At 43.4% G+C, this 20,061-nt stretch carries 22 protein-coding genes and 1 pseudogene; 1 reads left to right on the forward strand and 22 read right to left on the reverse strand.

Annotation, left to right across the window (positions count from 1 at the left end; translation table 11 throughout):
- From NCCP2222_RS09845 to NCCP2222_RS09910, 14 genes and pseudogenes are all read right to left on the reverse strand, one after another.
- Positions 1-226: pseudogene (locus NCCP2222_RS09845) on the reverse strand (hypothetical protein); the annotation flags it as partial.
- A gap of 1 nt (position 227) precedes the next feature.
- Positions 228-629, reverse strand: coding sequence for a hypothetical protein (locus tag NCCP2222_RS09850; protein ID WP_248511919.1), 402 nt, complete (start codon positions 627-629; stop codon positions 228-230).
- On the reverse strand, positions 629-2,257 hold the full coding sequence (locus tag NCCP2222_RS09855; protein WP_248511921.1) for a hypothetical protein: 1,629 nt from the start codon (positions 2,255-2,257) through the stop codon (positions 629-631). Before NCCP2222_RS09855 ends, NCCP2222_RS09850 begins: the two co-directional genes overlap by 1 nt.
- 11 nt (positions 2,258-2,268) lie before the next feature.
- The gene (locus NCCP2222_RS09860; RefSeq protein WP_248511923.1) at positions 2,269-2,613 is read right to left on the reverse strand and encodes a DUF6711 family protein; all 345 of its coding nucleotides are present in this window, start codon (positions 2,611-2,613) and stop codon (positions 2,269-2,271) included.
- A 14-nt stretch (positions 2,614-2,627) separates the two neighbouring features.
- A complete protein-coding gene (locus NCCP2222_RS09865; RefSeq protein WP_248511925.1) occupies positions 2,628-5,816 on the reverse strand; it encodes a hypothetical protein in 3,189 nt (1,062 codons plus the stop codon).
- A gap of 50 nt (positions 5,817-5,866) precedes the next feature.
- On the reverse strand, positions 5,867-6,184 hold the full coding sequence (locus NCCP2222_RS09870) for a Gp15 family bacteriophage protein (protein ID WP_248511927.1): 318 nt from the start codon (positions 6,182-6,184) through the stop codon (positions 5,867-5,869).
- A gap of 10 nt (positions 6,185-6,194) precedes the next feature.
- Positions 6,195-6,527, reverse strand: a complete 333-nt coding sequence (locus tag NCCP2222_RS09875) for a hypothetical protein (RefSeq protein ID WP_248511928.1) — start codon at positions 6,525-6,527, stop codon at positions 6,195-6,197.
- Between the two features lie 17 nt (positions 6,528-6,544).
- Positions 6,545-7,045: a phage tail tube protein gene (locus NCCP2222_RS09880; protein ID WP_248511929.1), complete on the reverse strand. Its 501-nt coding sequence runs from the start codon at positions 7,043-7,045 to the stop codon at positions 6,545-6,547.
- Between the two features lie 9 nt (positions 7,046-7,054).
- Entirely contained in the window at positions 7,055-7,441 is a 387-nt protein-coding gene (locus NCCP2222_RS09885; protein WP_248511930.1) for a minor capsid protein, read from the reverse strand.
- Positions 7,438-7,821, reverse strand: a complete 384-nt coding sequence (locus NCCP2222_RS09890; RefSeq protein WP_248511931.1) for a hypothetical protein — start codon at positions 7,819-7,821, stop codon at positions 7,438-7,440. Before NCCP2222_RS09890 ends, NCCP2222_RS09885 begins: the two co-directional genes overlap by 4 nt.
- Entirely contained in the window at positions 7,818-8,144 is a 327-nt protein-coding gene (locus NCCP2222_RS09895; protein WP_248511932.1) for a hypothetical protein, read from the reverse strand. Before NCCP2222_RS09895 ends, NCCP2222_RS09890 begins: the two co-directional genes overlap by 4 nt.
- A 2-nt stretch (positions 8,145-8,146) precedes the next feature.
- Positions 8,147-8,506 (reverse strand): head-tail connector protein, encoded by a 360-nt coding sequence (locus NCCP2222_RS09900; RefSeq protein ID WP_248511935.1) that lies wholly within the window; start codon positions 8,504-8,506, stop codon positions 8,147-8,149.
- A gap of 21 nt (positions 8,507-8,527) precedes the next feature.
- Positions 8,528-9,523: a major capsid protein gene (locus tag NCCP2222_RS09905; protein WP_248511937.1), complete on the reverse strand. Its 996-nt coding sequence runs from the start codon at positions 9,521-9,523 to the stop codon at positions 8,528-8,530.
- Positions 9,524-9,547: 24 nt separating this feature from the next.
- On the reverse strand, positions 9,548-10,153 hold the full coding sequence (locus tag NCCP2222_RS09910) for a phage scaffolding protein (protein WP_248511939.1): 606 nt from the start codon (positions 10,151-10,153) through the stop codon (positions 9,548-9,550).
- A gap of 348 nt (positions 10,154-10,501) precedes the next feature.
- Between NCCP2222_RS09910 and NCCP2222_RS09915 the strand changes: the two genes are divergently transcribed.
- Positions 10,502-10,768 (forward strand): hypothetical protein, encoded by a 267-nt coding sequence (locus tag NCCP2222_RS09915; RefSeq protein WP_248511942.1) that lies wholly within the window; start codon positions 10,502-10,504, stop codon positions 10,766-10,768.
- A 264-nt stretch (positions 10,769-11,032) separates the two neighbouring features.
- On the opposite strand, the gene NCCP2222_RS09920 is transcribed toward NCCP2222_RS09915, so the two are convergent.
- The 8 genes from NCCP2222_RS09920 to NCCP2222_RS09955 form a co-directional block, all read right to left on the reverse strand.
- Positions 11,033-12,265 (reverse strand): phage minor capsid protein, encoded by a 1,233-nt coding sequence (locus NCCP2222_RS09920; RefSeq protein ID WP_248511944.1) that lies wholly within the window; start codon positions 12,263-12,265, stop codon positions 11,033-11,035.
- Complete coding sequence (locus NCCP2222_RS09925) at positions 12,265-13,755, reverse strand: phage portal protein (protein ID WP_248511946.1); 1,491 nt, start codon at positions 13,753-13,755, stop codon at positions 12,265-12,267. The genes NCCP2222_RS09920 and NCCP2222_RS09925 overlap by 1 nt, the downstream gene beginning before the upstream one ends.
- Before the next feature lie 3 nt (positions 13,756-13,758).
- Entirely contained in the window at positions 13,759-15,093 is a 1,335-nt protein-coding gene (locus NCCP2222_RS09930; RefSeq protein WP_248511947.1) for a phage terminase large subunit, read from the reverse strand.
- Positions 15,086-15,886 carry a phage terminase small subunit gene (gene terS / locus NCCP2222_RS09935; protein ID WP_248511948.1) on the reverse strand — a complete coding sequence of 267 codons (801 nt, stop codon included), beginning with the start codon at positions 15,884-15,886 and terminating at the stop codon, positions 15,086-15,088. Before terS ends, NCCP2222_RS09930 begins: the two co-directional genes overlap by 8 nt.
- A 66-nt stretch (positions 15,887-15,952) precedes the next feature.
- On the reverse strand, positions 15,953-16,294 hold the full coding sequence (locus NCCP2222_RS09940; protein WP_248511949.1) for a hypothetical protein: 342 nt from the start codon (positions 16,292-16,294) through the stop codon (positions 15,953-15,955).
- 301 nt (positions 16,295-16,595) lie between these two features.
- The gene (locus tag NCCP2222_RS09945; RefSeq protein ID WP_248511950.1) at positions 16,596-17,096 is read right to left on the reverse strand and encodes a sigma-70 family RNA polymerase sigma factor; all 501 of its coding nucleotides are present in this window, start codon (positions 17,094-17,096) and stop codon (positions 16,596-16,598) included.
- 11 nt (positions 17,097-17,107) lie between these two features.
- A complete protein-coding gene (locus tag NCCP2222_RS09950; RefSeq protein WP_248511952.1) occupies positions 17,108-17,299 on the reverse strand; it encodes a hypothetical protein in 192 nt (63 codons plus the stop codon).
- Between the two features lie 95 nt (positions 17,300-17,394).
- Positions 17,395-20,040, reverse strand: coding sequence for a helicase C-terminal domain-containing protein (locus NCCP2222_RS09955; protein WP_248511954.1), 2,646 nt, complete (start codon positions 20,038-20,040; stop codon positions 17,395-17,397).
- Positions 20,041-20,061 lie beyond the last annotated feature (21 nt).

The raw sequence follows: 20,061 nt of genomic DNA on the forward strand, positions 1-20,061 counted from the left end.
TTGACGTGACATTATGGGGATTCGACTTGTTTAGAGTGTGCGCGTCAAGCAAAACTAATTCTTGCTCAATCTTATTCAAATGTACTGCCATTATCGGAGTACCGGGTTCATTTACACGACCCTCTGCGGGTACTAAGGTTATCGTTCCATCATCATTATTCTGAATAGTAAACGTCCTCGGTCGCTCTACTTCTCGATTCTTCCATATCGTCGGCTCATACGCCATGTTAAATCACTTCCTCTCCACAGATAAAAGCACCACAAATGGGCACGGTCTCCGTGTTCCCTTTGTAATGCTTGTACAGTAAATATAAGTTATGCTCCAAACGAATAGCATCGCTGAAAGAAAAAGGAGTATTGGGTTCCCATTCCATTTTGTTCGGCAGCCATCCGATCGGTGTATACCGCTGCCGCAAGATATCTTGATTAGACTCAATCCGATTCAGGCTATCCGCGAATTCTATCCGCTTCATGTTGCGATCCTTTACAGAAACGAGTGGAGGTAATGGAATGAAATAGCCAACCAACCCAGTGACAACTTCTGCATTATTTTCAACTCGATTTAGGTCATCGAAATTGTAATAATCATCACGAGTCCAATCTAGTTTCGGCTCGATCCAATTTGCCATTACACACCACCCTTTGTTTCTGTTTTGCCGGAAAGGTACCCGGAGAATTCAAATTCCTGTTTCGTAATCCGCGATTGTTTTTCAGCCCCAAACGAATCCTCAATGATGACAATATCACCGCATTCAAGCGCCGGATTCTGTCGCCAATTGACCTGGTATAATGCACGTAGGTTACTTTCTTCAATAATCCATTTCGCGACCGCTGCAGCATGACTGGCCGAATTGATAAGTGGATTGTCGCACTTCAAACTCTCCCCTTCATCTGTGAATGAATTGTGGAAAACATGCTCCTCTTTCTCTCCGTTGATATATACTGTCATGATTAAGGACTGAATCAACTTATCCAGCTTGATCTGCGGCTCTGCATAGACGTTATCGAATGTGATATTAAGCATGTCATATCCGCTGTACACGGTAGGCGTGACCATGCCAGTAAACATGTCCGGACCCGCAAATAAAATATAGCTCGTGCTTTCATCCAAAATAACGAATGGCTTGATAATCAATACGCCATCCCTATTCTGATACACGGCGCTCATGCTTGCGATTCCGATACACTGCAACGCTTTACGATATGTCAGCTTCTCCGGGAAGCCTGCTGTCGGTATGTCCTTTAGTGTTCGGTCAATCTCGTATTTAGGTACGCCTGCCTTAATCAAAACATCCTCTGCTAGATCATACAGATTTGCAAATACGACTGATTGAACATACTCCTTTTCCAACAGCTCGAATATATTCCGCGCCGTAAAAGTGGTAGTGAGTGCTCCCTCGTCTGACTGCCAATCAGTTAAGTAGTAGCCTTTTGCAGTCACATATTCAAAGACATCTTCCTCAATTTCAATGCCGATCGAAACGCTCAATTCCTGCCGATCTTTCAAGAAGCGATAGAAGCCATCGGGATTTAGGATGTTAAATTCCTTGCTCGAATTGTCGATTGTAAATCTCAATTCATTGGCCGGCAGAGTGTCACCCACTACATTCATTTGCTCGATAAGATTCAATTGAACGAGCTTATCGCCTTCGTATACCTTCACGACCCCGAAGTCTACCTCCAAGATCCGCGCTCGCCGGAAGGGTTTGACCCATTTCCGAATCGTAATCACAATCTTTTTGTAGGCATCCAATCCTTTGACCCATATATAAGAAGCCCCCGTATTGCCCCGTACCTTCTCTGAAGCGATAAGGGCATCAGCCAAGCCGTATACGTCAATATCAAAATCAACTGCGTATTCGCGGGACAAAGCATCAAAATGAATGGTCAGACCCATAGAGTCATGGTGATCAGTAAAACTTAGCGTTAACGTTTGCGGTTCCGTAAACACGCCCTCAGCATCGGACAGCTCGCCGCTCCACCAACCTAATTCATCCGGTCCTTCGTCCGGCCGGGGAGGAATACGAAAGCTACCGTCCAATCGAAAGTAGTCCTTTTCAAATGTTGCGTATTTATTCGACATACTTCTGTTTTTATTTGTGACTTGTTCTATCCTGCTGATCTGAGCTTCCGAAGATGCCGTAACTGTCCGGTCGCCATATGCAGCATTATCCAATATTTCGAAGTTCACCTTTGCCGAAGCTTTACGGATAGATGCATAGACCGCCTTTTTAAATTCTCGACTTACTTCATTCACGGGCTATCCACCTACCTTTCAATCACATTGAAACTGCAATTCTTCCAGCGTATTTCCCCGTTGTTATAATCGAGAGCACCTACTGTCCGATCGCCACTATAAAAAGTACCGGTCTTAATTGTTCCTGTCTCTGGATCCGGATATTCTACTTTGAAAAACACAGGAGATACAGCAGTCAGTAGTAGTTGTTGCTCCGACTTACTTAAATACTCCCAAGACATTTCAAGTTTGCGTTTCGTAGCGATACGCTCAATGATCATATCGCCCCGAGCGTTACGCTCCGCCTTTGAAATATCCTGGATACCTACTTGATAATCCGTAGGAGCAGGGATAGCCCTGCCATCAATTTTTATCAATAGCCCCCACTCCTTTAGATTGGTTTAATGATTGGTGTTCCAATTCTCTTCTCTTCCCGCGTTAGATAAGGCATGAGAATCCGTGCAAGTGTTGCGCCGTCTAGGTTTAGCACGACATCATTCCCTTGCGCACCTTGTTGCTTGCCTCCTCCGCCTGACATCTGCATAGCCGCCATAACAGCAGAGCCAAGAGCGCTAGCAAGCGTATTGACGAACGGAGTATTTTCGAGCGGAACTACTGCCTCTTTCCCTCGTTCTCCAACCATGGCGATTGTTGGCTGATCCACGATACCACCGCGAGCCAACTTAGGGATGCTCGGAATGCTCATGCCGAATCTCTTGCCGCCTATTCCCGGCACCCATTCAGGAACATCAATTTTAAGGTTGTTGATCTGCCTAATCATCCAGTTGAACGCATCGATGATTGTATTAATGGCGCCCCGGAATATCGATACAAGCCCGTCACCGATTCCAGACATAAACGTCTTGATGCCATTCCAAGCTCTTTCCCAGTCTCCGGTAAAGACTCCGGCAATAAAGTCGACTATGCCACCCAAAGCCTTAATAATTCCTTTGGCTGCATCGATAATGGCACCTAACGCGGTTCCGATTACATCCATGACTCCTCGGAAGATTTCTGCGAAAACTGGACCGAGCGTTTTTACAAGCCAATTCACGATAGGCATGATGAACTTATTGAAAATGTCGGTCGCGGCACTAATCAATTTGCCGACAAAGTCTCCGATTTCCTTGATCAAATCCTTTAGATGCTTATCCCAAAGATTTGTCATTGTATCAAGCATCTTTTTGATCAATGGTTGAAGTAAGTTCACCCACAGATTCGTGAACAGCAAGCCGATGTTCTTCGTGGCATCTTTGATACCATCCACCAGCTTCTTGCCCCACTTATCCCACCAACTCGTACTCATATCAATCATGTCTTTGATGATTTTCTTCACGAGATCGATTGCCGGCTTTATGATGTCCTTATGGATTGACGTGAACACTACCTTTGCTTTGTCGCTTAGATCGTCCCAGTTTTTCGCTACCAAGACGCCTATGGCAATCAGTGAGCCAATCGCCACAGTCGCAATACCGATAGGAGAAGCTAAAAATCCAATTGCTGCCCCTAACGCTGCAGATATTCCCGAGGTTAATGCAGCCACTAATCCCCAAGCTTTAATTGCTCCAGTCACCACTCCCCAAGCTAAAGCAAAACTGCCTAGCACTAAGATGATATCTGCAAATAGTTCCTGATTGTCTTTTATCCAATCGCTCACTTTTTTTAGACCGGCCGCTAATAAATCCAGTGTTTTTAGTATTACTCCGCCAGTCCAAACCCCGAGTGGCTTTAAGAAATTATCGAAAAGCCATTGTCCTGTCGGTTTCAACGCTTCTATTACATTATTTAAAACTGCGATAGCGATTCCTACTGCAGTCAGAAACCTTGGCACTATTTCATTCATAGTCCACGCACCTAACGGAACTAGCACATTTTCGAAAAACCAAAGCAGACCCTCGCCTACATTAATAGTAAATGGAGTTAACACGAGCCATAGTCCGTTTAGTGCGTCATTCATTGCCGCCCAATCTACCGACCGGAATCCTTCTGCCAAGATATTAAAAAATCTCGGTATTCCCTCACCAAAAACCCAAAGACCAACAGGCTTTAAAAAGTTGTTATAGAAATCAATAGCCCCTTGCGCTAGGAATGTTCGAAACGGCGCCATTGCATCCCACAAATTTTTCAAGGAGTCAATGGTTGGTGATAATAACTTTTTCACACTGCCAAGCAGTTCGGCCATCTTCGCATCAATTAACGATGTATCCATATCCGGCTCGATTAGCGGAGCGATTCCACCTCCACCACCGCCTCCCCCGCCTGCTCCTCCATCATCTGCCCCAGCATCATCATTAAATGCCAATGAGTTGATTTCATCGAAGCTGGCAAGGCCGAGACTGGCCTTCTTTGCATCCTTGGCCGCTTTCTTAGCAGCACCTCCGTAACCTTCCATTGCAGAACGGGCAGCATTCAAACCCTGCGCCGCCTGATACGATTGCTTGTAGGTTTTTCCGAAGATAGCACTAATAAAACTCGCAATATAAGCCGTCACGGTTGCCAGTCCCCGCATTAATGCATTAATGGCAGGGAGTATGGCTTGGTAGATCGGCATGAATGCAACTTGTAAGTTCGTGCGGATCTGTCCTAAAGAATGCATAAAATCATTGTTGGTCTTTAGTGCTGAACCCATATAGGAAGTAAAGCCACGGATTGCCTTGTACAAAATAGCGAAGACAAGCACTTGTTTAAGGATCCGCGTCAATGCCATCTGGAATGACCGTGCCATATTGTTTCCTTGGTTCCCTGCTAAGGAGAAGGCGCTACCTGTTCGCTTCGCTGCCTTCTCTGCCTTGCCAAGTGAGCCGGACAATTTACGAACTGGCCTTTCAGCTTTGTCTGCGTTCTTCCCAGCATTATTCATGCCGTCATTGAGTTGAGTCATTTTGTTCTTGGTTTTATCTGCACTGTTTTGCAAACGTAAAAGTGCAGATTCCGTATTAACGATTTTTTCATAGAGCGCATTCTTTTTCGACTCACTAAACCCGGACTCCAACTGCATAATCTTTTGGTTCGCCTTATCTGACTTATTGATAAGATTCGATATTTGCATCTCAGTTTTAGAGATTTGGTCAGCCAGCTTATTCTTCCGCTCGGCAGAAACTGCATTATCATAGCTGAACTTTAAATCATTCAACTTCGTATTCAGCGCATTGATCCGGCCTTCCGAAGATTGCATGACCCTTTCTAATTGCTCGATTTGCAACTTCACACCATCCGACATTCCGGCACTGTACTGTTCTTTGAGCTCTGCCAGCTTCTTCTTCTGGATTTCGATCTTGGCATTGGTATTATCTAATACAGGCTCCAGACTGGCGATTTGCGCCTTCGTAGCTTCTGCATCAACGTCAGAGCTAGCAGCAGTGGAGGTTTGTTTCATTGTCTTTTTCGGCATGGTGAACGTCTTCTTTGGCATACCGAAGTTCGGCATCATGCCTTTCATTCCGTTCATCGTGCCCTTAACATGCTGTTGGAGTGTTTTAGATAGCTGCGTTCCGATATTATCCGCAATGTGGTTGATCTGCTTGTTTAAGTCGGACCGTAGATCAATATCCAGACTGATTTTCCCGACGCTTTCCGTCATTCATTTCACCTCCGTTCCGACCAAATAAAAAAGCACCCCGAAGGATGCTTTTACCTAGAAAATACGGCTTTCATGGCTTGTTGGAAATTCGCAACTTGTTTTGCTGCTTCTTTTTTATCCAACGTGACCGCCTTATTCATACGACTTCGCCAATCATCACGCATTTTACGTTGAGCTGCATTAAAGTTTTTCAGTATTTCTTTGTCATTTTCTGATCGGATGGAGATGACTTGTCCGAGTGGCGTTTCGGGCATAATACCGGATAACAACGTGGTGAACTCTCCCCAGGTCATCTCTTCCTCTGCTCTTAGCCTAATGTTGTATTGTTGAGCAAAAGAGGCTTCAATAAGCCCCCAATCCTCATACAAGTCATACCAATCATTGCTGGTCTTCTGCGGATTCGCGAAATCGTTCCTCGACAACCTCTAAATCCTCATCCATGACGGCAGCCATCGCACCCATCATGATTGCTTGAAAGCCTGCAAGTGAAGGATCCATTTCATTGATTTCTTTTACTGCTTCTTTACCAAGCAACACCGTAAGAATTTCATCTACTTCCTCGATGTCGTTAATGTCAGCATTCTTCATTTTCTGATTTAGAATGAGCATAGCGCTCTTGCGGTTATTAACCTTATACACCATGTCTTCAGATAGTTTTAATGTCGGTCTTTCATTCGTCAAGCGTGCTGAAATATCAATTGTTCTTCCCATTTAATTATTCCCCTCTCTTATGGCCCAACAGGAGCCGGTACGTAATTTGGTTTGCCATCAGACTGCAGTTCGAATTCTAGGCCAGAAACGTTTGTGGAGTCACCGCCGAATGGTGTTGTTACATTGACGATGCAATCAAACGTTAATTTGTCGCCATCAGGAAAGACGATCTCCGCCTTACTCGAACACTCCAATCCACTTTTCCATGCCATCGCCGCGACGTAATCGTTTCCTGGATCACCTACATGACGCTTACCATTCAACGTGATCGCAAACCCCTTCCCTGTCATCAAGCGACGTACCCAACCATCTGTATCCATTGGTGTCCACTCTTCGACGTTTCCATCAATGGACGGGGAGAATGTCTCCATGTCCTTAATGACTTTCATGTCTCCTGGTGCCGCGCTCGCTCTTCCTTTTGTGCCAATCTTAAAATCCAAGTTGAATACAGGGTAAACACCTAGGCTTTCTCCTGCAAAGTGCTGTAAGTCTAATTTCAGCAATTTCGGTTCATTCATCCTTAAAACCTACCTCTCATGTAATATATTCATTTCAATTACGTACTCGTAAATGCCTTCGCTGTCCGTACCCACGCCTACCGGTCCATCTGTTTTCATCTGGAACATGATAACCCGCTTGCCTCCTATGACAGCTTTCTGGCCGAACATCGAGTTATAAACTTCTTGGGCTTTTATCTCCGAAGTATTCGCGTTCTTGCCCCAATGAACGAGGATAGACACCGACTTGGTCGTATATCCGGTATTCGACAGTCCCCCTACTGCTATTCGGGGAGCCGGTCCGCTTGCACTATAAATGCCGATACATTCCGGTTTACTGCCATCAATTTTGCCAATGTACCATTGGGGGCTTGCTATTTGAGTTTTGAGCCATTCACGGATTTCTGCCAATGTCATTTAATCAGCCCCTTACTATGTTGCTTCAAAAAGGCCGCGAACGCTTTACGGGCGAAGTCTTGCTTCTCGCCACTTTGATAGGCTTCCATCCACTTGCCTTGAGCATTCGGGTTTTTGTCCTTACGGAAGTTGTATTCCGGATGCCAATAGAGCCGCCTGCCGTATGGAGTATCATAGACAATCTTGATTTTCATTTGCTTGAGTAGCGATGTATCTACAAAGCCGCTACGCTCCAATTCTCCGGTTTGTTTAGGCACGACTTGCGATGTGACTATGTCCGTTTTGATCACTTCTCCTGTCATTTCAAGGGCTATTTCTTGCGCTTGCTCCAGCTGCTTCAATGCCGATTGATTAAGCGTGACCTTTGCAGTTATTTTCATGATAGATCGAGCTCCGTACTAAACACGCTGCCATCTGGATTGCGTGGGCGTTGTGCTCCATAGATTTTCTTCTCGATGTCACCTATCTTCACAATGCCCTCTATCACTTTGCCGGGCAGGATATCTCCCTCAATGATGACTTTGCCGGACAACAAGACCAACTGCCGCTCCGCATTCATGACCTGTCGTTGTTTCTCGTCATATGAAGCCAGCCCATCGAATATTAACGTTTCGACAGGCTCGCCATCTTCCGACATCTCGGTTTTACACACCGTTACAGGCGTGTTCAGGATCCAGCGAGGGAAAGGTAGTTTGCCAAGCATGGTCATAGCCTCCTGCTTGCCAGCCCTGTGGCGCTCAACAGGTTCATGACACTTTCTGTTGTTTGGATACCTCCGCCACCTTCGACCGATTTAAACGACAATGAAACGCTTCCTGCGCTGTACCCGGATAACGGCATATTGAGAAAGTCGCCATATTGAAAGAAAAAATCCGCCTGACGACAAACGGATTTTTTAATATTGGTTTGTTGGAACGGTGTCAGTCTATCAAGACCGGTCGCTACAATTCGATTGTAAGTGAGTGAATCAATTTGATCGGAAGCACGAGAAAGGGCCTTTTCCTGTTGTTCAGCAGGAATCAGCCCCTCACCGTACTTCTCGTAATCAACTGGCGTTGCATACATATCGTCACCGCCTTATATATTTCATGGGCCTACAGGAGCTTTTGGAACCGTATTAAATACGAATTTCACAATACGGACAGCTTTTGGTTCATAAACTCGTGTCCAACGAGCAGCTGTGTTGATCTCTGCATTTGTTGGGAATACGTTCGCTACGCCACCCTCGTTCCATTTCACGCCGCGCGGATGTAAGACAAAAATCTTACGATTTACCAACGCCTCTTCGCCAGAAAAGGACAATTGATTACGGCTTACCTCTGTTTGGATGATTCTTGGATGTGATCCGTTACCTAGGGCAATTGCACCCTGTCCGAAAATATACATTTCAGCTTTTCCTGTTGCTGTGTCATAGTACATGGAATCATCAACAGTGACTTGCTTTCCGTTGAAGTAAGGGATCGGCTTACCTTGTTGAGACTGTGGCACATAATCAATCAAGTCTTGTTTCCGCAATTCCGTTTCTACAGCTGAATGCATCATTACTCCTGTTAATGCTTCTTTTGCGTCACCCATCAATTGAGTAGCATCAAGGAAAGTATTCATGTTGATCGTACCTTTGTCGCCTGTCTCCGCTGAGATGTCATATACTTTTTCTTTCATGGTTGTGCTTTTGAATGCACCCGACAATGTAGCCAGTAACGTACGTTGCAAATCCCTCGCCCAATAACCAGCCACTAGTTCACTAATTGCCCCCATCGGATCATCTCCGGAAAGCAATGCGGAAAGACCATTTGCTCCCCAAGCATTTACACGCGCCTGTTTACGTGCCACATCTTCACTGGATGTGATTTTGTTAATAGCCATATCGCCGGAATCCTTCATAATTTGGGACTCCGTATTCCCTAAGTCATTCCAGAAAGGCATATTAATGAGCGTGTTTGCTCCCCCAGCTAAGCTATCAAACTCAGCATCATTGGTAACAATCCCACTTTGTACAAGTGCGGATAACTCCATTGTTCGTTGAATTGTGTAAGGAGTGAAAATCTCCGGTTGAATTACATCGATAAGACGTGTTGTCATTTGTACATCATTCCTTTTCTTTTATTATTTTCCGGCTTGCGCCATTAAGCTTTTGTATAGTTCTGGGTTGTCCTTGTACAATCGTCCTTGTTCTGTCAGGTTCCAATGTTCTTTGGAGAATGGATTATTCGGTACTGCGTTCCCTTGTCCGTCCCCGCCAATCTTAAAACCAAGCTGTTGCTCTTCTTCCGATTTGAATAGGAATGCCTTCGCTTCTTTCAAACCAGTTACTTGATCATCTAGCCCGACGACTTTGTCGCCATCTATAACAAGTTTTGTTCTATCAATTTGACTGGCCGCTAAATCTTCATCATGGACCTTGCCGTTAAACGCTAGCTTGATAGCATTCGTCAATTTTAAATCCTTTAAGTCTGTCTCATACTGTTCTTTCGCCGTTTTGTTTTCGTCCTGCAGCGTTTGGATTTGCGCCTTTAATTCCTCACTTGCCCCTGCTGTCTTCTTCAATTCTTCCAGCTGCGAATCCCGTGCGGAAATATCCGTTTCAAGTTGTTTTTTAGCGTCGTTCACTTCATTGAAACGAGATATAGGAATCATCGGACCAAAGCCCGCGACAACCTTTTCAGCCTGCTCCTCAGTCAATCCAAGTGCAATTAATTGTTCTTTAGTCATCTATATTTCCTCCATTCATCTACACTTTTTAACCCGGTCGTGTCCGGTGACGTCTTTGTAGTTATCGTCCACAAATACCAAAATGACGAGGTATTGCATCAGTTCAATTCAATGCTAAACGCAAAGAATCCAAGGAATATCTCCCTAGACTCGCCTGTGTAACTTGCTCCCATCATTAAGGAGTCGGGGAAAAGCCAGAAGCCTGTAATACTTTTTATCACTACATCACCTACTTTTAAGCAAAATAAAAAGCCGCATTTCGCGACTAATTTACATAGTTGTACAAATACTGCAAGGTAAACTCCCCTTTCGTGTCGAAGTAAGGATTAGAGAGAGGGGGTGTATAAAATGCAAAAGATAAAAGGTCAAGCAATCGTTGATCTCGTAAATAAGATTAATCAAGAGAATGAACCAGATCTTGAAAAGTATATTGCAAAGTTTTTCGATGAGTATATTGATATCAGCTTTTTCGATAAACTAACATTTACCGGAGAAGAACACATAAAAGTCGAAAATGCAATCACTCATTTAGTACGACTATGCACGCTAACGTCAGTCACAACAACGCTTAAAGTTCTAAAAGACATAGGCGTTGTTGAGTTAACGGAAGATTGATCTTTTGTAAGTTAACAGGTTTTGCGGGAGCAGAAATACGTCCCGAATTCTCATTATTATCATAAGTGGATAGAATTCTTGCCTTCCAGAAATTCAAGAATTCTATCCACTTTCTTTTCAATATGAACAAATTTCGGAACTTCAAATTCAAATCCCTGGTGTTCAATAGCCATAACACCCTATTGATTCGCCATTGTATAAGACGTTTTTCAGTGTTCTTTCATGACAACGATCTCTCCTTAAATTATTTGTTAATCAACTGATTTAACCTGCCTTCTCCCTCGTCCGATCACGGCGAAGGAAATCATTTTGTTGTAGATGCTCTTCCAATCGATTCTGCCATTCAGCAACCTTTTTCTTGTACCGGAGCTCATTCACTTCATCGACGGAACCGGCATGCAATCGTTTATACATGCGAATCTGCCGTTCCATATAGCGTTGTTTCTGCTCTGCGTCATAGCGTTCAACCGCATTAGCATCTTCGGAAGCTTTAGGCACCGTACTAATGCCAGGGAAGAATGTTGAGAGTGTGTGCCGGCAATTTGGATGAAAAGCATAATTCTTCATGGCTGTTGATAGCAAGGTGTAGCCAGTCTCTTTTGATAACTCAGCCGCATCTTCTTTGCTGATTGAAGTATACACATCATCAATCATTACGGTGCCTTGATACGGCAGACACATAGGGGAGCAGTTATTATGAGATGACATCAGGACAGTGTATATGCCCCATTCATCGCGCTTCTTTCCCTCACCTAAAAAGGTCGCCCGCTGGCTTGCTGTACGCAATGCCATTTCAGCATAAGCACCGATGCTCACCCGCCGGCCGTCGCTATACTCGATCGTGTTAATACCCTTTGCTAAAAACTCCTTTGTCGCCATGTCGATTGCCTGATTGAGCGTCTTGGCGCCTGCTGCCATGTTGACCTCTGCTTTATAGATGACTTGGCGATAAACATCATCCATCTTACGTAAGACACCCAGCTCGGCTTTCCTCAGATCAGCCTTCACCGTATCCTGCAGGGCAGCCAATTTCTTTTCATTCATTCGGAAGAAGTCGGTTTCTTTTGGAGCTTTCGGCAGCTTCTCATACGGAACATTGAATTTTCTTGGTTTGAAGTCTTTCGGAAGTTCAACCTTCCCCTGAATGGTCCTTCTCACTTTGATTCCCTGTATTAGCTGAAATGGCTTTATTACGATATTGAGCAGCCTGCGCCAAATGGAAGTGAAACGCCGCTCACCTTCCTTGAAGCTATCCAGCAGCACATCATCCACAACCTTCTCTGCTTCTATCATGCGCGCCTTAATGATTCGACGGTTACGCTTGCGGTACTCACCCATTGCTCGAAGCTTGGCACTCTGCCACGGCTCCCAACGGAAGCCCTCTTTTGTTTCCTCTGCCTTATGGCGTAAAGAGTTACGCTTGAGTGAATCAATCAATTCAAGTGTCATTTGCTCGAATATGCGGTTGATGTCATAGGGGTTTGGCTTCTTGTTCATTACTCATCACCATCCCCCGGTGGATCGTCATATTCTCCGACCTGCGGCTCGTCCATTCTCGTTACTCCCTCTTCTGCTTTGATGCGCTGAACCTCCGCAGCCTTTTCTTCATCCGTCCATGTATCTCCATACAATTCTTCGACTGCTTGTTCTGTAGACATAACCGGCGCACCGCCTCTGGCTTTCATGACTGTTTCCACCACTGCATCGAATGATGGAGAAGCATACTCCCCAAACGTCACACTGACGTCATATTCGCCCGCAGTACGGTTCAGCATCGTATCGTATACTTTCATCACAGTTGCAACCACCTGTGGAATTACATCATTGAGCGTGTCGATGATCTTGCCCCTAGTGTAGAGCGTGGCTTTTTCTTTCTCCCGCTGTGCTTCCGCATTGTCCGTTTTCTTTAAGTCGATGCCCAATGTCGCCGGACTGATGATTCCCTGCAAGCACATGTCTAATGCGCTCGCATACGTACTTACAAATGCTTCATACAAGATGGCCGGCTGAACCATCTTCATTTCGTTTTTGTCATCTTCTTTTAGTGAAGATCCGACTCGAATGAATTGATTATCAAACGGATTCGGCTTTAAAAGCGATCCATCATGAGGGTCTTTGGGAAGCAAATCATCCGGAATATACTTTTGTACCCGGCCGGAACGGATTGCATCGACCCATTGAGAAATGACTTCATCCAGTGCATCGAAGCTGTCAGCCTTACTTTCAAAAACTGATTTACCTCGTCCTTTCCACTTTGGTGATTTGAAGAAGTAGAGAGGAACAGCCATGATAAAATCACCCGAGAACTTTACGTCCTTCAATTCGGCAGTCTGTGGAATTGAAGTCAGGGGTACCTCTCTGCCTTCCGCATCAAACAGACAGAAATTGATATAGCCACGACCAAATGCTTCTTCTAGTCGGTAATCCTTTTCTTTGTGAGTGTATTCAGTATAGAACAGGATCTCCTGCAGCCGGTTTCGCGTCCGCTTGTAATCCACCTGCTCACCGCTAAAGAACTCAATGATTGGATATTTTGTAACGGCCGTATCGATCGTGATTTTGAAGGCACCGTCTCCCGCTATCAATGCATCGGTGATAGATTCACCAACCAACTCGTCAAAGTCGTTGTCTTTATTGATTTCATTCCATAGCTCGTTTTCCGCATCAGTCTTTAACGCAATTCCATCCATGTCAGCTACAACAATATCTGACAGCCGCTCTACAATCATGGCCGGCAGTCCACTGTGGATTTTCCGTATTGCCAAGTCCTCACTCGGCACGGCTGCCCAAAAGCGTGACTTTGCCACCGCGTCTGTTGCAGTCTGTTTATAAAACTGATCCAGCTCTGACGGATCACCTCGATACCATAACCGATTGCGTAATACGCTTGTTCCGTAACTCAACGGCTCGCGAATAACGATTGGCTTTGATTCGGTAGCTGGCTGTATTTTCAACATTTTCATCACCATATTTCTAAACCACCCCACTTTCTATACCTCCAATCTGTGCTTGAATGGCTGCACGGCATATTCACTACTGTCTAGGCAGTCAACAGGATAGGAGCCATCATCTGTACGGACCCATTCGCCCTTTTGCTTTTCTTCCTCAACCCAAGTGGCGTTTTCAATCGCTTCAGTCCACTGTTTTAGATGTTGCATGATCTTGTACCGCCCTTGATTGATAAGGATATTCGTAAGGCGTATACGGTCCACAATTCCTTCCTTTTTGTAGGATGGGACCACTTGAATATGGATGCCTCTTCGTTTCAATTCATTTGATAGAGCTTGTCGGAATAACTTATCTGCCGATTCCGCAAAGATATGAGCAGACGCAAAAAAAGCCGGATAGGTATCCGACCACTCAACAATCTTATCGACTATCTCTTTTGCATACTGGTCATGCGTATAGCCTGACTCCTTGCCCTGCTTGTGATAATAACCATCGAGGAGAATTATTTCTGCATAGTTTGCCGTGAAGCCTGTTAACGTGGCTACTGTAGCATCTGTGCCACCTACGTCTACACCGATAGAAAACTCAATGAAACGTTTGTTCATAATGTAGTCCCGTGTCTTAACCACGTCTTTGTAAGTGTATCCGGTGTAAATGCGTCCGGTCGCCGCTGTTCGCTTACCTAAGATATCTGCTTGATACCAAAGAGACGACTTATCATACGTCTGCAACACTTCCCTTAAACGTTCGTCTGGAATCGACAAGTTCTCCATGATGGTGAAATGGCCGTAATTATACCCCGGATTCTCTCCGCGCTCTTTCAATAGGTCTTGATGATCCAGTATGTCCCGATAGAACCAATGCGATGGAGGGAAAGGGTTAAGGTCAAAAAATAATTGCCGCTTACTACTGGCAAGGGTACGGTCAAATACTTCCTGCACGAATGTCTGATGGCACTCATTCACCTCAGTAATGTACACAGTCCCGTATGAGTTACCCTTAATTCGCGCTGCATCGTTCGCCTTTCCTCCCCCTGCCACAATGACGATCTTCTCGCCTGTCTTGGTCTGGATATATAGAGCATCCCGATTCTTATATTCTCCCTCTCGACAACGGCCAGCAAATAAATGTTGCAGTCCGAAGCCGTTTGAATCGATCGCATTCATTTTTGCTGCAGCTAATGACACGCCAGCAACCAAGTGGAGCTTATCGGGATGAATCTCCAAGCACATAGCATAGGCGATTAAATTGATGATGTTCTTTCCGGCACGCTTCCCACCTTCAGCAACATTCAACCAGCTATCTGTTGAGTTGGCGATATACGCCGCTTGATTCGCTGTCAATGGCGCATAAGGAATCAAATTACTTTCAGTCATCGTCAATCACCCGATTCGGCGCAGGGTTGTTGATCAGATCCGCTAGGGCCACAATCTGCTTATTCATGTCTACTGTGTTTTGGCTCGGCACTTTTGATTTAAGAACAGCGATACGGGCTTTTTGTTCTTCGGTAGCCAAATCAGTCTGCAGCAACTCGTCATACTGTTTGATTAGACTTCTTAGTTCGGACATCGCCCTTGATTGTGCCATTAAGAAAGAATTATATCGCTCATGAGCATATGCCACTTTATAAGATGTACTTCCCCCTGTATCACTACTGCTGTAGCCGGATTCTTCTTTTAGATGGTCGTCTGCATCTTCTACCCACATGACCCGTTGCGCTCGAATGATGGCAGCATACTGAATCTGTATCTGATCCCACAATAAATCTATCGGGGAACGCTTATGCAAGATCTCCATGATATCCATTGTTTCTTCTGGTAAGTACTTAGCAAATAAGCCATGTGTTACTGCTGCACTGTTCCGTTTTGTGAATTGGTTCTTCGGGTTAGGATTGCCACTCCGGTTGCGTTGCTTCTCCGCTTTGACATTAGATGATGCTTTCTTATTCGCCCCGTCATTAACCATCTTGGTTCCGGTTGCAACCTTCTCGCTTTTCGGGGTTGCATCCTTTTGAATGGTTGCATCCTTTTTAGCAGCCCCCCTCGACCATCCATCACGGCTCTTTCTGCTCTTCAATGTACCCAGCTTAAGATCATGTTTCTCAGCTAATGCAACCAGTGTTATCTTTGTCGTTTCCCATTCTCTCTGGATCTCTTCCCAATTCGGCATTTCACATCACCGCCGCCTCCTTTATTTGTTTGCATAGAAAAAGGCGCCCGCAAAGGGTGCCCTAAATCATCTTTCGATTTTTACTTTTGGTCCACTCGGTAGAACAGCATTAATTTCTTCGAGCAGAGCATTTACGTATTTTAACCGTTTGTTATAACGCTCTGTGTACTCATCGAGTTCATCTTCCGCTTCTGCAAGTTGACCTTCTAAGGGTGTTATTATTTCCTCCTGAAAGTCATCCCTATTACCAAATCCCACCTTTACAGATGCACGGCTTGCGATTGATATTTTGGCATTCAAGAGCCTTAAATCTCTTTCATACTCATCGTATTGTCGACGAAGTTCTGTTTTCTCGTTTTCTAACTCTTTTTTCCACTGTGTGAGAAGTTCGACGTTGCTATTTGCCATATTTATCACCTCCATTGACAATATACTCCACGGATGCCCATGAACCCTTCAATTTCCGCAAATTTCTCTGGTATGTATCGGGGCTGTAGGAGGGGTATGGTCGCTCGGACGCACCCCCTCTTTTATTCTCCCCCTCTACTTATAGAGACTTCGTACGTCATTCGTACGTCACAGGACATTTAATCAGCATCTTCTTGTTCTTCTTCAATCTCGCTTTCTGTTTTCCCGCAACTGGGACAAAATGACTCGCTACAACAATTAGGGCAACTCACCAAGTATTGCATGCACTCTTCACACCGCATTAAGATGCCTCCTTCACTACTTTTTCTTTGACCTTATCTCTCGCCCGTTCAATGTATTGCTGAACCGTCCTCTTCTTCAAACCCAGTTCAACTGCAATCCTTCCCATGCTCATTCCTTGCCCTTCATGAAGCACATAACATTGCCTTTCACGATGCGACATAGATGCAAAGATATCCGCCAAAATCATTCTCTCTTCCTTGCTGATAAACAGATGTTTATGGTCTTCCTCCAGCTGCTCCGTTATATCTGGAATAACATCCATACTTGAAATATATTGTTTTTGGTAAATGGCCCTTTTCTCTGCTCCACGGTAAGTTCCAGGTTGCCGGCCGGTCGCCATCCAGTCGATTGAAAAGGCCATGCTTTCGATCATGCTATTGATTTGCGTTAGATCATTTTTATCGTTTGGATTTTTCTTATCTAACCTTTCAGCGTGTTTTGTTAGATCCAACTGCGCCACTGTATACTCCTGAATTAATTCATCCGCCCACCCTGCCATAAAAGCCCCTCCTATCTCTGTCTTAACGCTCCGCCTTTCGCTCGTCCATACGTCGGGCGTTTTGTACCCATTAATTCAGCCCATTCCCTCGGTGTGAACTGTTCCTCCGGCTTGCCCCTTGTCTTGGTACTCCGACTCACTTTCACCTGCCCTGCTGGCTGTGAGAGCCCTTTTTCTATCAGCTGATCTTGCAACGTCCTCATTTCCTCACTCCCTTTTGTTGAATAAAAAAAGAGGACAACAAATGACACAGCGTAATGCTGTAATCAAATGCTGTCCTCTGGTTGGCCAGTGGGACTTAAAATTCTTGTATTTTTACACAAGTTTTTAATTCAGTTGTTTTAAGCCAGTTAGTGAATTCATTTACAGTTAAATTCTTCTCAATAATTCCCTCTACTAAAGTTTTCTTAGCATCTTCTTGTGTACTAAATTTTATCTTTTGAATAGTTGTTCTCAAAACATCTCCAAAGTGCACTGCCTTTTCTACCAAGTCAGATGGTGAAACTAAATAAACATCATCAGTTGCATGCATGGCATATTCCTCGATATACTTTCTTTCACATAACATGATAGTATTTATAGTAGCATCTTCAGATATATGTTGATAATTTGTTCTTAGCCACTTTTCATGGAAACCAGTTTGCCTAATATCTTCTAAGGATATAGGTTTAGAAGGGTCTTCTATATTAGTCTTAGCCTCAAAGACTAACCACTGGTCGCCAAAATTCCATACACTATCCGGGGTTCCTTTCCCTTCAGGTCTATCGGTGATTAAACCAAGAAAGGCACCAAAATCTCTTAATGCTGGCTCATAAATATTCGCATTTACATCCTGCAGTCCCTTCATTATTTTGTCCCAATCTTTTTCAAATCTTTGGTCCCTATCTCCGAAGGTATATAATTTAGTAAGGATTTGTTCTAATTGAGATTCTATTTCTATGCCATGAAAATCATCTTGTTCTAAACTTATACTAAATAATTCTCGAGCAATCCAAATTTTGTTCGTTGAAGCATTGAGGCTTCTTTCAATATACTCGACCACCCTTTTTTCTTCTCCCATTTGTTTAAATATACATGCTAAATTATAATTCCACCAAGCTCGGTATTCCTTGTAAGCAGAGCTACGTCCCAAAGACTTTATAATGCTAAAGGCTTCCTTATTTGCTTTCTCGAAGTTTTTATCAAATAAGTAATATTGAAAATTTATTTCTTTTGCATATATTTCCTCTAAAATGTTTTTAGTATCACTAGATATAACTTCGCCTTCTTCTCCTTCATTATTTTCTTTTTCTTTTTCTCGTTCTCTTTCTATTTCTCTTTCTTTCTCTTTTTCAATTGTCTTAGATTTAATATGATCATCAGCTTCATCCCAATCCTCATTTTGCTCGAAAAAAGTTGACAAGGAGGCCTTCCAATTTTCAATATCATTTATTTCATCTATTTGACTTAATCCAAAATCTAATTCAGCTTCTATTTCAGAAGGTAGCAAGTTTCTAAAATCATTTTTATAAAGATACTCTCCAACATTTTTACCTAAAAATAAGATCGCAGCGTAATCCTGGTTTCCTCGAGTGCATCTACCTAATCCCTGAGTTACCCGAGTTACCAACCTGCTTTTTAATATCTCATTAACTCTTAATCTGCTTTGTAAAAATTGTTCCGAAACTCCAACGGATACTGGCAAATCATAAAATATTTGCAACCTACATTCATCGTCTTTGAGATCAATTCCTTCATACCTACCAGCTAACATAAGGATTCCCGACTGACTACTTTTGAATGAATCAAGTGAGTCTTCGATATCTTCGCTCAAAAAAATTGTATATCCCGGTAATTCTTTCTCCAGCGTATCTTTATGCTTATTTAATATGTCTTTGGAAGGGAAGAGCATCAGTACCCTCGGTTGCATCTTAATTGTTTCAATTAAAACATTTGGTATTTCACTCATTTCAAAATGGTCTTCAGGAAAAAGGATTAATCTTCTTCCAGACACTTTATTCGCACCTTTTGAGAACTTTGATATCCTCTTAATTTCAGGTACTCCGAAAATTTTCTCAAGCTCACCCGTTGCACCCAGTGTAGCCGACATATATATTCTTTCTGATGCATTACAAAAAGCATCATGATATGAATTAGGCATTATTAATGGCTTCAAAGTTATTTTATCTTTTGAGATATACATTTGGCATCCATGAATAATATCTCTTATTTTAGACCAAGAATATGATAACTCATGATCACCTACAGCAACAGTATTTAGATATGACTTTATGTCATCTATTCTATCAAACCAGAGTGGCTGAGGAATAATATCAACTGCATCCATCCTAGGATCTACAATGTTTAAATCTATTTTGTCTTGTAATGATTTTGGAACTAAATCTTTTACGATTGCGTACATAGCGTTAAAAATTTGGGTTTGATCCTTAGCTTTTTTATTTATTTCTAAAGTCCAAAGATCGTTTATAGAATATTCAGTAGCATGTGCATCATCAAATATAATAATTTGAGAATCTTTAAAAGCGGAATTGGTATTAAAAATATGGCTGTATGTTGTTACAGCTATAGCATCTGATCTTCTATATTTTCTGAGATCCCGCTCATTAAAATCTTTTACCCTTTTCACTAAGAGAACAGATTCAATACCGTAAGTCTCCAATAATTGATTAGTTTGTGCGGCTAATTGTCTTGTTGCACAACAATACACTACTCTCTTACCTTTATTTAACCTGTTAAATTCACCAATTAAGCCACCAACAAGTGTTTTACCATGCCCAGCTGGCATTTCAATCGCGATATCACTGTCTTTGCCTGAGAATTTTTCGTAATCCTGTAATGATTCTCCTTGTTGTAAGGACAGTCTCTCCAATCTTTTCAGTTTGTTGAACAGTTCAATAGTGCCGGTAGGAATAAACTTGCTTTTACCAGGAATTTTAAAAGCCATTAATAACGCCCCCTAGTCATT

This window comes from Sporosarcina sp. NCCP-2222, assembly GCF_023168145.1.
GTDB lineage: Bacteria > Bacillota > Bacilli > Bacillales_A > Planococcaceae > Sporosarcina.

What these genes read in the sequence shown, in the direction of transcription:
- NCCP2222_RS09865 (WP_248511925.1), bottom strand. Translation starts at nt 5,816, where the DNA reads ATGACGGAAAGCGTCGGGAAAATCAGTCTGGATATTGATCTACGGTCC.
- NCCP2222_RS09885 (WP_248511930.1), bottom strand. Translation starts at nt 7,441, where the DNA reads ATGACATTGGCAGAAATCCGTGAATGGCTCAAAACTCAAATAGCAAGC.
- NCCP2222_RS09850 (WP_248511919.1), bottom strand. Translation starts at nt 629, where the DNA reads ATGGCAAATTGGATCGAGCCGAAACTAGATTGGACTCGTGATGATTAT.
- terS (WP_248511948.1), bottom strand. Translation starts at nt 15,886, where the DNA reads ATGCCGAATTGGGAAGAGATCCAGAGAGAATGGGAAACGACAAAGATA.
- NCCP2222_RS09890 (WP_248511931.1), bottom strand. Translation starts at nt 7,821, where the DNA reads ATGAAAATAACTGCAAAGGTCACGCTTAATCAATCGGCATTGAAGCAG.
- NCCP2222_RS09915 (WP_248511942.1), top strand. Translation starts at nt 10,502, where the DNA reads ATGCAAAAGATAAAAGGTCAAGCAATCGTTGATCTCGTAAATAAGATT.
- NCCP2222_RS09950 (WP_248511952.1), bottom strand. Translation starts at nt 17,299, where the DNA reads ATGAGGACGTTGCAAGATCAGCTGATAGAAAAAGGGCTCTCACAGCCA.
- NCCP2222_RS09875 (WP_248511928.1), bottom strand. Translation starts at nt 6,527, where the DNA reads ATGGGAAGAACAATTGATATTTCAGCACGCTTGACGAATGAAAGACCG.
- NCCP2222_RS09930 (WP_248511947.1), bottom strand. Translation starts at nt 15,093, where the DNA reads ATGACTGAAAGTAATTTGATTCCTTATGCGCCATTGACAGCGAATCAA.
- NCCP2222_RS09940 (WP_248511949.1), bottom strand. Translation starts at nt 16,294, where the DNA reads ATGGCAAATAGCAACGTCGAACTTCTCACACAGTGGAAAAAAGAGTTA.
- NCCP2222_RS09880 (WP_248511929.1), bottom strand. Translation starts at nt 7,045, where the DNA reads ATGAATGAACCGAAATTGCTGAAATTAGACTTACAGCACTTTGCAGGA.
- NCCP2222_RS09955 (WP_248511954.1), bottom strand. Translation starts at nt 20,040, where the DNA reads ATGGCTTTTAAAATTCCTGGTAAAAGCAAGTTTATTCCTACCGGCACT.
- NCCP2222_RS09910 (WP_248511939.1), bottom strand. Translation starts at nt 10,153, where the DNA reads ATGACTAAAGAACAATTAATTGCACTTGGATTGACTGAGGAGCAGGCT.
- NCCP2222_RS09905 (WP_248511937.1), bottom strand. Translation starts at nt 9,523, where the DNA reads ATGACAACACGTCTTATCGATGTAATTCAACCGGAGATTTTCACTCCT.
- NCCP2222_RS09920 (WP_248511944.1), bottom strand. Translation starts at nt 12,265, where the DNA reads ATGAACAAGAAGCCAAACCCCTATGACATCAACCGCATATTCGAGCAA.
- NCCP2222_RS09900 (WP_248511935.1), bottom strand. Translation starts at nt 8,506, where the DNA reads ATGTATGCAACGCCAGTTGATTACGAGAAGTACGGTGAGGGGCTGATT.
- NCCP2222_RS09895 (WP_248511932.1), bottom strand. Translation starts at nt 8,144, where the DNA reads ATGCTTGGCAAACTACCTTTCCCTCGCTGGATCCTGAACACGCCTGTA.
- NCCP2222_RS09945 (WP_248511950.1), bottom strand. Translation starts at nt 17,096, where the DNA reads ATGGCAGGGTGGGCGGATGAATTAATTCAGGAGTATACAGTGGCGCAG.